We start from the raw sequence: 12675 nt of genomic DNA on the forward strand, positions 1-12675 counted from the left end.
GATGACGATCCATCAGTCACCCGAAGCCTTCGGCTATGACAGCTTCCTCGCCGCTCACCAGAGCAAGGAAGTGCTGCGCTTCATCACCTGCGGCTCCGTCGACGACGGCAAGTCGACCCTGATCGGCCGCCTCCTGCACGACACCAAGCAGATCTTCGACGATCAGGTGACGGCGCTGCAGCGCGATTCGCGCAAGCACGGCACCCAGGGCGCCGAGATCGACCTCGCCCTCCTCGTGGACGGTCTCCAGGCCGAGCGCGAGCAGGGCATCACCATTGATGTCGCCTATCGCTTCTTCTCCACCGACAAGCGCTCGTTCATCGTCGCCGACACGCCCGGCCACGAGCAGTACACCCGCAACATGGCGACCGGTGCCTCCACGGCCGACGTCGCTGTGATCCTGGTGGACGCTCGGCAGGGTCTCACCCGCCAGACAAGGCGGCACGCGCTGCTGGTCTCGCTGCTCGGGATCAAGCGCGTCGCCCTCGCGGTGAACAAGATGGATCTGGTCGGCTGGTCGCAGGGCAAGTTCGAGGAGATCACGGCGGCGTTCGACGCGTTCGCCGCGCCCCTCGGCTTCACCGAGATTCGGCCCATCCCGCTTTCCGCCAAGAACGGCGACAACGTCGTCCTGCCCGGCGCCGCCGTGCCCTGGTACACGGGAACGCCGCTCCTCCAGTACCTCGAAGAAGTGCCGGTTCGGGTCGAGGAGCAGGCCGCTCCGTTCCGTCTTCCGGTCCAGTGGGTGAACCGTCCGAACTCCGACTTCCGCGGCTTCTCGGGCCTGATCGCAAGCGGCCGCGTCGCCCCTGGCGACGCGATCATCGTCGAGCCTTCGGGCCGGACCTCCACCATCGCCCGCATCTACACCGCCGATGGCGACCTGCCGCATGCCGTGGAAGGTCAGTCCGTCACCCTGGTCCTCGCCGACGAGATCGACGCTTCGCGCGGTTCGGTGATCGTCACGGCCGATGCCCCGATGCGGGTGAGCGACCGTTTCGACGCCCGTCTCTTCTGGGCGGCCGAGACCGAACTCCTGCCCGGCGCCACCCTGCTCGCCAAGATCGGCACCGTGACGGTGAACGCCACCGTCACGACCATCCATACGCGGATCGATCCCGAGAGCGGCAATCCCGTTCCGGCCGCCCGTCTCGTGGCCAACGACATCGCGGACGTGACCCTGAGCCTGGACCGCGCCGTGGCCATCGATGCCTACGCGGCGAACCGCGATACCGGCGGGTTCATCCTCATCGATCGCGAGACCACCGATACGGCGGCCCTCGGGCTGATCCATGCGGACAAGGCCTCCGCAGCGGAGAAGGACGAGCCGGAGGCGACCCGCGCTGCGAAATCCGGCGGAGGGTTCCTGTCGAAGCTCCGGTGGGTCTTCGGCGGCATCTGAACGGACGCACCACCAGTGAATCGAACCGCCATCCGGCCCGCCAAGAGCGGGGCGGGTGGCGGCTTTGTTTTCAAAGGCGTCTTTCGCCTCGCACGACAGACGGTCCGGTGATCGACGGTCGCGAAACTTACGGGTGACACCGTTCCTCCCACCCATCACCTCATACTGAGGCGCCGGAGCGGAGGCCTCGAAGGAGGGCTCCAGTTGGCGCCGTGGATGCTGGAGCTCTCCTTCGAGGCTGCTTCGCAGCACTTCAGGATGAGGTGGTGAATGGGGGATAGCGACCGTTTCGACCCGCAGGGCGAGATCGAGCCGTTATCGACACAGTACCGTCTGCGACTCAGCCTTGCCGGCTCACAGCTCCGGGATTAGGGTCCGCGCGCTTTTTGAAGAGGCGCGTATCGGCGCCCATCTGACGTGATCGGAGTAGACCATCATGGGCTTTCTCGCCGACGCCCTGTCCAAGGTGAAGCCGTCCGCCACCATCGCGATGACGCAGAAGGCCCGTGAGCTGAAAGCCGGCGGGATGGACGTGATCAGCCTGTCGGTGGGCGAGCCGGATTTCGATACGCCCGACCACATCAAGGAAGCGGCGATCGACGCGATCCGTCGCGGCGAGACCAAGTACACGCCGGTCTCCGGGATCGTGCCCCTGCGCGAAGCGATCGTGCGGAAGTTCAAGCGCGAGAACGGCCTCGATTATAAAGCGGCGCAGACCATCGTCGGCACCGGCGGCAAGCACGTCATCTACAATGCCCTTCTCGCCACGCTGAACCCCGGCGACGAGGTAGTGATCCCACGCCCCTACTGGGTCTCATATCCGGAGATGGTGGTGCTGTGCGGCGGCACGCCGGTCTTCGCCGAGACGGACATGGAGCATGATTTCAAGCTCCAGCCGGAAGAACTGGAGCGGGTGATCACGCCGAAGACCAAGTGGATCATCCTCAACTCGCCGTCGAACCCCTCCGGCGCGGCCTATGCCCGCGACGAGCTGAAGAAGATCACCGACGTCCTCATGCGCCACCCCCATGTCTGGGTGCTCACGGACGATATGTACGAGCACCTCTGCTACGGCGATTTCGAGTTCGTCACGCCGGCCCAGGTCGAGCCCGGCCTCTACGACCGCACGCTGACCATGAACGGCGTCTCGAAAGCCTATGCGATGACCGGCTGGCGCATCGGCTACGCCGCCGGTCCCGAGCACCTCATCAAGGCAATGGATTTCGTCCAGGGCCAGCAGACCTCCGGCGCCTCCTCGATCTCCCAATGGGCGGCGGTGGCGGCCCTCGACGGTACGCAGGAGCATCTCGCCCGTTTCCGCGCCGCTTTCCATGAGCGCCGCGACCTCGTGGTTTCCATGCTGAACCAGACCAAGGGCCTCAAATGCCCGACGCCGGAAGGCGCCTTCTACGTCTACCCGTCCTGCGCGGAGACGATCGGGCGCAAGACGCCTTCGGGCAAAGTCATCGAATCGGACGAGGATTTCGTGCTGGAACTGCTCCAGGCCGAAGGTGTCGCCGCCGTTCACGGCTCGGCTTTCGGGCTCGGACCGAACCTGCGCATCTCCTACGCCACGTCGAACACGGCGCTGGAAGAGGCCTGCACCCGCATCCAGCGCTTCTGCGGCTCGCTGAGCTGAGACGTCGAGCGACGACCAACACCAACCCGGTGCCATGAGGCAGCGCGGTCGAAACCCGCTTCGATCGGAGCGGTGGGAATATCCTCACCGTTCCGACCTGCAATGACACTATCCCCGGCGTGAGCCGGGAATGCCGGCATTGACGAGCCTCGCCGAGGCCGATCCCATCCTGTCCCGTGTTCCGCCAGCGGACGAGCCTGCGGCGGAAGGGCCCTATGCAGCCGGATCGGTTGCCGGCTCGGTGTAGGATGTCTACATCGGCGGTCCCCGCGGCTAATGCGTTCGACGGTTTCGCGAACCCTCTCGGACTTGCGTGGCTGCAGGGCCTGCCGTGACGGGGCGATGCGGACCAGTTCTCTGCGTCGATCCTGTGAGGCCTGGTGGGCCGGGTCGCGTCAGGTGTGTCACGAGTGCGGGGAACAGGAACCGTCGCCGTGGCTGATGGCCCACGCTCATTGCGCGCTCAGCTTGTCGAGCCATTTCAGGACAAGTGCCGGACGAGTGCTTGAGCGGATTGGTTTACCGACTTCACGCACAAGTGAGACGGGCCGGGGAACCGGCCAGGTTCCTCCGCGTAGTCTCGGGCTCCTCCTCATGCGCCGCCTTCTTACCAACGGCACCAAGGCGATCGTCGCCATTGCCGCGCTTTCCACCGCCGCCCATTGGGCCATGCGCCTCCAACGCGAGCCCGCGCTGTCCGCCGTGCCGGTGGCAGCGATGAAGGACCCGGTGGCGACGGGGTCGATCCCCGTGAGAGCCGTCGAATCCCCCGCCGGTGATCGCCTCGTGGACGTCACACGCGGGCTCGACCAGAAGCGTCTCGGCGAGTTGATCTCGGGGGCCGCCGTGACCAAGCCCAAAGTCGAGAAGACCGTCGCCACGCACTGAACGGGCGACGCTCGCCGGAAGCGTCACGCGATGGTCAAAGGCACGTGGTTCGGTGTGGCCGACCCGTTGCAACAGGCTTTCGCATGATGGACCGATCCGCTCTGACCCGCCGCCAGACCATGGCAGGCGCCGCCGCACTGGCGCTGTCGGCCAGTTCCGCCCGGGCGTCGGAGCGTGCGACGGGCATGGTCTACGAGAGTGTCTCCGGCGAACGGATCGGCATCCCGGATGTCGCCGTCTCCAACGGCCGGGACGTGGTCCTCACCGATCGTCAGGGCCGCTACGGCCTCGATGTGTCGGATGGCGACACCGTCTTCGTGGTCAAGCCGTCGGGCTTTGCCCTGCCGCGCGACGAGAACAACATCCCGCGCTTCAGCTACCTCCACCAACCGCAAGGGACGCCCCCCGAATTGCGGCTGCGCTATCGGGGCATCGACCCGACGGGACCGCTTCCCGCCTCCATCGATTTCGCGTTGTCGCGTCAGGCGGAACCGGATGCCTTCGAGTTGATCCTGTTCACTGATCCTCAGCCCGAGAGCCCGGTGGAACTCGGCCATGTCCGCGATACGGCGGTGACGCGCGTCCTGGGGACGAAAGCCGCCTTCGGCATGACCACGGGCGACATCCTGTTCGACGATCTTTCGTTCTACGGCCGCTCGAACCGCATCATGGGGCGCATCGGCATTCCCTGGTTCCATATCGGCGGCAATCACGATCTCAATTTCGAGGCGCCCGACGCACGCTACAGCCGCGAGACCTTCAAGCGGGTCTACGGAGCGCCGTACTACGCCTTCCACCACGGCAAGGCGCTGTTCCTGATGCTGGACACTGTCCATTATCTCGGCGCCGCATCGGGGGCGGGCGATGGGGTAGGGCGCTACGAAGGGCGCATCGGCGAACGCCAGCTCGCCTTCGTGGCCAACATGCTGGCGCAGACGCCCAAGGATCGCCTCGTGGTCATCGCGATGCATATCCCGCTCTACACCGACCTCAACCCGGACGATCCGCGCCAGAACGTGATGGACCGCGAGCGCCTGCTGGACCTTCTGGGTGACCGCCCGGTATTGAGCCTCGCCGGCCATACCCACACGACGGAGCATCATTATCCCCGTGCGGGCGGCGCGGGGAGCCACCATCACCACGTCCTCACCGCTGTCTCGGGCTCGTGGTGGAGCGGCCCCTCTTCCCGCACCGGGATCCCCTCGGCCGACAGCCGCGACGGAACACCGAATGGCTTCCATGTCCTGTCGGTGGACGGCGCCGGTTACACGACCCGCTACCGCCCGGCCCAGGGCGAGCCGGACGAGGGGATGCGGATCGTTCTGGAGAGCCAGTATCGCGGCGGCGCGGGCGAGGTCGTGCGCGATTACCGGCCGATGCAGACCCTGCGGTCGCCGGTGCCGCGAGAGAGCCTCTCCGCCACCAATCTGGTGGTGAACGTCTTCGACGGTGGCCCGCGCACGCGGGTCTCCTATCGGATCGGCAGCGGCCCGGCCGTCGCGATGGTGCGGACGCGACGCCCCGATCCGTTCGTGAACGAGGTCTACCTCCGCTATCCCGAGGCGAAGAAACCCTGGGTGAAGGCGGAGCCCTCGAGCCATATCTGGGTGGCACGTCTCGACGGCGACATCCCGGCCGGCAGTCACCGCATCACCGTGGATGTCGAGGACGAGTACGGTCGTCCGCTCTCCTCCGGCCTGGTGCTCGAAGTCACCGGCGAAGTCGGGTCATCGCGCGGCTGAGTCGGACAGCCCGCCCGTTTCGGGGCGGGCGGAGCGTAAGCCCGGTGTCAGGCGGCCAATTGGCGAGCGCCGTGGTTACCCTCTTGGATCTCTTCGACGATCTTGGCGCAGAACGCGTCGAGGTCGCCCGGATTGCGGCTGGTGACGATCCCCTTGTCGGTCACCACCGCCTCGTCGTGCCACTGGCCGCCGGCATTGATGATGTCCGTCTTGATCGATGAGAATGAGGTCAGGTTCAGGCCCTTCACGGCACCGGCCTCGATCAACAGCCAGGGCGCGTGGCAGATGGCGGCCACGACCTTGCCGGACGTCAGAAAGGCCTTGATGACCTCCAGGGCCTTCGGCTCGAGCCTCAGCTTGTCCGGGTTGATCTGACCGCCGGGGAGGACGAGCGCGTCGAAATCGGCCGGGTCGATGTCTTCGAGATCCTTGTCGACCGCAACGTTCTTGCCCCAATCCGTCTTGTCCCAGCCGCGAATGGATTCCCGCGATTCGCGTGATTTCGGCGATGCGACGACGACGCTCGCTCCGGCCCCCCTGAGATTCTGCAGCGGAACGGTGAGCTCGGTTTCCTCGAAACCGTCTGTCGCGACGATGAGAACCTTCGACTGCTTGATGTCGGCCATGGCAGATCTCCGCATGTGTTCAAAGAGGTAGCGGAAGAACCGGTGGCGGCTGGGGCAGGTTCCTGGGCGGGCCGAGGCGCAATGCAGCCAAGGCGGCAGCACAAGGCTCGAATTCATGCTTTGCTGGAACTGGCGACGATCGGGGCGGGTTGGTCCGACAGACGACCGACTTAACGTCGGAGCGCGATCCACCTAGAAGCGAAGGAGACGCTGAATGGCCAATCCAGGCCTACCGATCCCCGAGCCGCTGCCGGGCGGAATCCCCGGTGACCTGCCACCGCCGCCGCTGCCGCCCGATGAAGGGCCGGATATCGGCCCGACCGGACCACGGACCCCGTATCCTGTCGACGATCCCGGCGTCGACGAGCCGAAGGGGCCGGGCTCCGAGCCCGATTATCTGCCGGGCGGACCGACCGACCCCGGCGTCAGGATGTGATCGAGGGGTCTAGTGATCCCCGTGTGACGCGCGCACGTCCCGGGGCGCACTGAGGATTTCAGAGAGGCTCGTCACCACGTGGCGGGCCTCTTCGTCCGTCAGGCGCAGCTGGAAGGGGGGAAGCGCCCCGGCCTGCAAGGCGACCACGGCCTGTCCCTGCTCGTCGGTGCCGACCTCGATGGCGGACGAGGTGACTTCGAGCATGGCGATATCCTCGTCGCTCAGATCGTCCGGCAGGTCGACATCGTCCGGCTCGTCGATCGCGGTCAGCAGCTGTCCCACCGCACGCACGAGCGCACGGGCCGCCCGCGCATCCATGACGACGGCCGTGGCCTGATCGTCCTTCTGGAATGAGAGCTGGATGTTCGCGCCTTCGAGGGAAACCGAGATGCCCGCCATGAACCGCCTGATTGCGTCGCCTAACTGCCTGGAACAGGTCCCATATATGCATGTCGCGGACCGAAAAACACGGGGTCCGCTCGGAGTCCCTTGAGAGTGCGGCGTGCCGGTGCGGCAGGCAAGATCGAGCCGGGTGCCTTGTTGCCGCCGCACAATCAGCCTACATGGAGGACAGCGGGCATCAGTGAGCCGAACGCAACGTGCATCGCACGTCTCACGACCTGCTGATCCCGTCAAATGTAAAAGAGGACCGGCGCCGGGTATCTCGAGCAGATGCACGTCTTTGGTCAACGAACGATACGAGGTTCTATTCGTGAATACCGGCACTGTTAAGTGGTTCAACGAAACCAAAGGCTACGGCTTCATTCAGCCCGATGACGGCGGCAAGGACGTGTTCGTTCACATCTCCGCCGTCGAGCGCGCGGGAATGCGCAATCTCATTGAAGGTCAGAAGGTCTCCTACGAGATCCAGACCGACAAGCGCAGCGGCAAGGACTCGGCTGGCAACCTCCAGGCGGCTTGACGCCCCCGGCGCCAGCCCTCGGGGCTGGCGTCACCATCGGCCATCGAGCGCCGTGTCCGCCGCCATCCCGACGATCTCCTCTGGGGAGACGAGTTCGCTGAGGATGGCATCCCTCCCACCCTTCAAACCTCTGACTTACGGAACAGGGAGCTAAGCTCGTTGTTCTGCACACCAAGAAAATCTGAAAGATCACAAGAAAACATGTTGTTCGAATACACCCGGCGCCGCGGCGTCCGTTCGCCCATCACCGATGCGGCGACATTCAAGGTAGGAAAGCTGAAGCAGACGACGTCGCGTGATGCGCAGGACATCGATCTCAGCCACCTCATCGACACCTCTTACAACTACCATTCGCCCCGTGAACTGCGCTGGCACCTCGCCGAGCGGCTCGGAGTGGCTCCCGAAGTGGTCGCGGTTCGCGAACACGCCTGATCGGGCTTATCCTGCGTGGAGGGCATCGTCCCCGCGCTGATGGACGTTTCGCGCCGAGTTCCTCACAGGGCTCGGCGTTTGCGTGTCCGGGCCCATCGCGCCGGCATGGGGGCGGGGGAGAATCACCTTCGGTCGTCTCGACCATCGGGTGTCCCGCACGTCGCCGGATGCCCGCGCTTACCAGGGTGAACGCTCGGTCGTTGGCGCCACGGAGCACCGCAACGCGGCCGGATTCGTCGATCGGCCCGGAGACCTCGAAAGCCTCGCCGATGGCGGTCGAAACCCGGCTCGATTCCGGTCGATTTCACCGCCGCATCCACACGCAATCGACGCTTCGCCAGGCTGCGAAGGGAATGACGCGTCGTCGCGATGGCGAACGCTTCAGACCCGCGTCAGGGCGGCAACGACATCGTCGCGCAGGGCGTCCGACATCGCGATCAGGGCCCCGTGGACGGGATCTGGTCTATTGTAGGTCGTGCGATTTCCCCGCAGGTCGCTCACCGATCCTCCCGCCTCGCGCAGGAGCAGGTCGGCCCCGGCGAGGTCCCAGTCGCGCGCGTCGGACGAAACGAGGCCGATATCGATCGATCCCTCCGCGACCCTGGCCACCCGCAAAGCAAGGGACGGCACACGCGGGATGATCTCGAAATCGACCGCTTTTCCGTCAACGGAGCCGCCCCGTGCAAGCTTATCGGCCATCGGTTTCGGTCCTGTCACCCGCGCACCAGCGAGCCCGGCCTGTCGCGAGACCGACAGCGAAACGCCGTTGCACGTCGCGCCAGCACCCGCCACCGCCTCGTAGAACTTGTCGCTGACGGGAGCATGGACGAAGCCGAGAACCGGCTGCCCCTGCGAGAGCAACGCCACCGAAATCGACCAATCGGGATGGCCTGTGAGGAAGGCACGGGTGCCGTCGATGGGATCGACGATCCAGACGAGGTCGGAGCCCAGGCGAATTGGATCGTCGCTCGTTTCCTCCGAAAGCCAGGCGGCTTTTGGCAGCAAAGCACTCAGCCTGATCTTCAGAAACGTATCCACCGCCACATCGGCTTCCGTTACCGGAGAGCCACCGGCCTTCGACCATGTCCGGGCCGTCGTCTGTCCGTCCGCCCGGAAGTAGGGAAGGGCGAGGGAGGCAGCTTCGCGGATCGCCGCCCGCAGATCAGGGACGAGGGCCTTGGCGGCTTCGATCGACATCGTGTCGGACATGCGTCTCCGAATCTTCGGGTTTTCTCGAGAAGGGATGCGAATCGGGCCTTTCCGCGCCCTGCGGCGGGAAGAGACTGATACCGTTGTAGGGCGGGCATCCCATGCCCACAAGGATCGAGAATCCGGAGATGCACCGCGATCCTGAGGAATGAAGCAAGGAAGTGTTGAGCATCCCAATCGCTTCCCCGCCGTCCACGATCGCTTAACTGTGGCTATTAAGGCGGTTTGAGGAGGTTAGACGCAAATCTGCTTGTCATAAGAGACGGCCCGACAGAGGCCGATCACACCAACAGGGCATCGGACCAATGAACACTTTCTCAAACATGAATCCAACCGAGACAAACGTCGGCATCGCCACCGATCACTGCCTGCAGGATGGCGTCGCGCTGAGCTCCGTGGCGTTCACTGCTTCAGTTCTGCCGATCACCGGCGGCGTCGCCGGTGGTACCATGGCCGTCGGTGTCGCCCTGGCCTTCGCCTCCGAGGATTCCGATGCCTGCGACGAGGATCGCTTCGCCCTTTTGCTCGTGGACGAGACCGGCGCCACGCTGGGTCGTCTCGGACCTTATGGCGATGACGATGTGGTCGCGATCTGGCGTGATTGCTCGGCCCGGACCGGCCTGCCGCGGATGATCGTGCGGGAGGACGGCACCCTCGCAACCGTGTCGCGTCAGCTCGGCCGTGTCGCTCTCGGAACGACCCGCACCCGCCGTCGTCACGGCCTGCTCAATGGCCGCCGCCCGCGCTTCCTCGTCCGTCGTAAGACCGGCGTGCTGCCGGTGCGTCCCCTGATCTATCGCGGTGAGAGCGAGATCGTCGGAGGCGCGCTGTCCTGAGGCCGGACCGGCCTCAGAAGAGGGCCTGCCACAGGGCATCGGCCGACAGGCCAGCGAAAAGTATCAACCCGGCATCGCGGTTAGAGCGGAAGAGCAGCAATGCCCCGCGCCCGTCACCGGGTTTCAGACGGAAAACCTGCCATCCGAGATGGGTGGCAAACAAGGCAACGCCGAGAAACCCGACAGGGCCCGCACCAGCCAGTGCCGCAGCTGTGGCAATGGCGGCGGCCGAGACCGCGTAGCACAGGCCGATGGCGGGCTTCAGACCACGGCCGAACAGACGGGCCGACGAGCGGATGCCGGCGATCTCGTCATCCTCGATGTCTTGAACCGCATAGATCGTATCGTAGCCGACGATCCACGCAAACGCGCCGACATAGAGAGCCAAGGCCGGCGCACCGAGAGTGCCGAAGGCGGCGACCCAGCCCATCAGCGCTCCCCACGAGAAGGCGAGGCCGAGCACCGCCTGGGGCATCGACATCACCCGTTTCATGAACGGATAGATCGCCACTGGTAGAAGGGACGCCATGCCGACCCAGATGGCGGTAGGGTTGAATTGCAGTAGCACGGCCAGACCGACCAGCGCCTGCATCACGAGGAAGATGGCGGCGGACCGCGTCTTCACCTGCCCGGAGGGGAGGGGGCGCGAGCGCGTGCGCTCCACCTGCGCGTCGAGATCACGGTCGGCGATGTCGTTGTAGGTCGAGCCCGCCCCTCGCATGGCGATGGCGCCGATCAGGAACAGGAGCAGATGCGCCGGCTCCGGAAACGGCTTGTGACCGGCGAGCGCCGCCAGGGCGGCCGACCACCAGCACGGCAGGAGCAGTAGCCACCAGCCGATCGGCCGGTCGATGCGGGCGAGGCGGAGATAGGGACGGAGGCCGCGCGGGGCGAGACGATCGACCCAGTGGCCGACGACAGCATCCGCGACCTTCCCGTCTGCGCCGTCTGGCGAGGTCACGCCCGCCATGGGCGGGCGCAACCGTGGACCGAAATGGCAGCCAAGGCCTAGAGCGCGCCCTGGGGCATCTTCAAGCTGCCCGTCAGGCCTGGCCCGCCGAGCATGCCACCACCGCTACCGCCGCCGCCGTTCTGGGCCTGCGCCCGCGCCTGGGCTTCCATCTTCGCGGCCTGGGCGGCGACGCCGCAGATCTTGGTGCGGATGCCGGCGACCTTCAGATGGTCGGCCTTGAAGCCTTCGGCGAAGGAATCGGGAATGGAACACCATTCCTTATTGGCGGCGATCCACTTCACGCCTTCGTTGCCGTTGGTCTGCAGCTTGCCGAACAGCGCGCAGGCTTCGGCGGGGGTCATCTTCTTCTTGGAGTTCGACGCGGCATTCGCCTTGGCCACGAGATCCTTACGCGACTGGAGCGTCTTCTGGATCTCACCGCATTCCGCGTTCTGCGCGAAGGCGGGACCAGCGATGAGAACGGAGCCGAATGCAGCTCCGGCGACGGCCGCGATGATCTTCGATGACATGAGTTGGATTTCCCTCTCCCCCAATCTACACCGGTGCCTTGCCGTGGCTGCCGGAGCGATTGCCGAACCTCGTTGACGTCTCGCCATAGGAATGTGGCGTCTTTCAAGACGTAAATGGCCGGTAAGGTTTGCGTTTGGGGAAACTCGACAAAATCCAGCGCTGTTGCCCCGGCGCATCACCCGCAATCGGGCGCCGGCGTTGACAGGCCTGCGGACGCGGGCGACCACGCTGAGCCATGGCAGCATACGACTTTACCGCCCCCCGCCTTTTCGTCGAATCCGACCTTGGTGAAGGCACTGTCCTTCCCCTGGAACGCGCCCAGGCGAACTACCTGCTGAACGTCCTGCGGCGTGGCCCGGACGATCCCGTCCTCGTCTTCAACGGCCGCGACGGCGAATGGCGCACCTGCATCGCCCAGAGCGGGCGCAAAAGCGCAGAACTGATCGCCGTCGAGCAGGTACGGCCTCAATCCGAGCATGCCGACCTGCATTACCTCTTCGCGCCACTGAAGACCGCCCGGCTCGACTATCTGGCGCAGAAGGCCGTGGAGATGGGAGCCGGCACCATCCGGCCGGTCTTCACCCGTTACACGCAAGGCGAGCGTATCAATCTCGATCGCCTGCGCGCCAACGCCATCGAAGCGGCCGAGCAATGCGGCATCCTGGCGATTCCCGATCTTCCCGATGCGGTCCGGCTCCCCGTAGCGCTCGCGGAACTCGCGCCCGAACGCCTCCTCGTCTTCTGCGACGAGGAGGCCGCGGTGGCCGATCCTGTCGCGGCCCTGCGTGGCGCCGCCGACCCGGCGATGCCGCCGCCCCTGGCGGTTCTGATCGGGCCTGAGGGTGGGTTCTCGGCAGAGGAGAGGGAAATGATCGCGGCGCGGCCCAACACGGTCGCGCTATCCCTCGGACCTCGGATACTAAGGGCGGATACGGCGGCCGTGGTGGCTCTCACCTTGGTGCAGTCTGTGCTGGGAGACACACGCTGATGAGCCCCCCACCACGCCGCGTTGTTCATGGCTCGCGGCTGGACTAAGGAGTCGCCATCTTCAAAGGGGCTC

Annotated in this window: 14 protein-coding genes; 9 read left to right on the top strand and 5 right to left on the bottom strand. The window is 65.6% G+C overall.

The window, feature by feature from the left end; all coding sequences use genetic code 11:
• Position 1: 1 nt before the first annotated feature.
• The 4 genes from cysN to ACYQOP_RS12695 all read left to right on the top strand — a co-directional run bounded on the left by cysN (position 2) and on the right by ACYQOP_RS12695 (position 5671).
• Positions 2-1402, top strand: coding sequence for a sulfate adenylyltransferase subunit CysN (gene cysN / locus ACYQOP_RS12680; protein WP_207412545.1), 1401 nt, complete (start codon positions 2-4; stop codon positions 1400-1402).
• A 436-nt stretch (positions 1403-1838) separates the two neighbouring features.
• Positions 1839-3041, top strand: a complete 1203-nt coding sequence (locus ACYQOP_RS12685) for a pyridoxal phosphate-dependent aminotransferase (RefSeq protein WP_461222580.1) — start codon at positions 1839-1841, stop codon at positions 3039-3041.
• Between the two features lie 594 nt (positions 3042-3635).
• Positions 3636-3929 carry a hypothetical protein gene (locus ACYQOP_RS12690; protein ID WP_056428847.1) on the top strand — a complete coding sequence of 98 codons (294 nt, stop codon included), beginning with the start codon at positions 3636-3638 and terminating at the stop codon, positions 3927-3929.
• A gap of 83 nt (positions 3930-4012) precedes the next feature.
• Positions 4013-5671, top strand: a complete 1659-nt coding sequence (locus tag ACYQOP_RS12695; RefSeq protein WP_461222581.1) for a calcineurin-like phosphoesterase C-terminal domain-containing protein — start codon at positions 4013-4015, stop codon at positions 5669-5671.
• A gap of 47 nt (positions 5672-5718) precedes the next feature.
• Here ACYQOP_RS12695 and ACYQOP_RS12700 read toward each other — a convergent pair whose 3' ends face one another.
• Positions 5719-6297, bottom strand: coding sequence for a type 1 glutamine amidotransferase domain-containing protein (locus tag ACYQOP_RS12700; RefSeq protein WP_461222582.1), 579 nt, complete (start codon positions 6295-6297; stop codon positions 5719-5721).
• 214 nt (positions 6298-6511) lie between these two features.
• On the opposite strand from ACYQOP_RS12700, the gene ACYQOP_RS12705 reads away from it, so the two are divergent.
• Positions 6512-6733 carry a hypothetical protein gene (locus ACYQOP_RS12705; RefSeq protein ID WP_056428854.1) on the top strand — a complete coding sequence of 74 codons (222 nt, stop codon included), beginning with the start codon at positions 6512-6514 and terminating at the stop codon, positions 6731-6733.
• Positions 6734-6742: 9 nt separating this feature from the next.
• On the opposite strand, the gene ACYQOP_RS12710 is transcribed toward ACYQOP_RS12705, so the two are convergent.
• The gene (locus ACYQOP_RS12710) at positions 6743-7132 is read right to left on the bottom strand and encodes a hypothetical protein (RefSeq protein ID WP_056428856.1); all 390 of its coding nucleotides are present in this window, start codon (positions 7130-7132) and stop codon (positions 6743-6745) included.
• A 313-nt stretch (positions 7133-7445) separates the two neighbouring features.
• Here ACYQOP_RS12710 and ACYQOP_RS12715 point away from each other — a divergent pair, with 313 nt between their 5' ends.
• Both ACYQOP_RS12715 and ACYQOP_RS12720 read left to right on the top strand, forming a co-directional pair.
• Complete coding sequence (locus ACYQOP_RS12715; RefSeq protein ID WP_026175704.1) at positions 7446-7655, top strand: cold-shock protein; 210 nt, start codon at positions 7446-7448, stop codon at positions 7653-7655.
• 201 nt (positions 7656-7856) lie between these two features.
• A complete protein-coding gene (locus ACYQOP_RS12720; protein ID WP_056428857.1) occupies positions 7857-8087 on the top strand; it encodes a hypothetical protein in 231 nt (76 codons plus the stop codon).
• Positions 8088-8468: 381 nt separating this feature from the next.
• On the opposite strand, the gene ACYQOP_RS12725 is transcribed toward ACYQOP_RS12720, so the two are convergent.
• A complete protein-coding gene (locus ACYQOP_RS12725; protein WP_461222583.1) occupies positions 8469-9296 on the bottom strand; it encodes a 3'(2'),5'-bisphosphate nucleotidase CysQ in 828 nt (275 codons plus the stop codon).
• A 323-nt stretch (positions 9297-9619) separates the two neighbouring features.
• On the opposite strand from ACYQOP_RS12725, the gene ACYQOP_RS12730 reads away from it, so the two are divergent.
• A complete protein-coding gene (locus tag ACYQOP_RS12730) occupies positions 9620-10132 on the top strand; it encodes a DUF6101 family protein (protein WP_461225301.1) in 513 nt (170 codons plus the stop codon).
• A gap of 13 nt (positions 10133-10145) precedes the next feature.
• Here the strand turns inward: ACYQOP_RS12730 and ubiA are convergent, their stop codons facing one another.
• Complete coding sequence (ubiA, locus tag ACYQOP_RS12735; protein WP_461222584.1) at positions 10146-11102, bottom strand: 4-hydroxybenzoate octaprenyltransferase; 957 nt, start codon at positions 11100-11102, stop codon at positions 10146-10148.
• A gap of 38 nt (positions 11103-11140) precedes the next feature.
• On the bottom strand, positions 11141-11614 hold the full coding sequence (locus ACYQOP_RS12740) for a hypothetical protein (RefSeq protein WP_056428862.1): 474 nt from the start codon (positions 11612-11614) through the stop codon (positions 11141-11143).
• 236 nt (positions 11615-11850) lie between these two features.
• On the opposite strand from ACYQOP_RS12740, the gene ACYQOP_RS12745 reads away from it, so the two are divergent.
• A complete protein-coding gene (locus ACYQOP_RS12745; RefSeq protein ID WP_461222585.1) occupies positions 11851-12603 on the top strand; it encodes a 16S rRNA (uracil(1498)-N(3))-methyltransferase in 753 nt (250 codons plus the stop codon).
• Positions 12604-12675: the final 72 nt, after the last annotated feature.

This window comes from Methylobacterium sp. CM6247, from assembly GCF_054817925.1.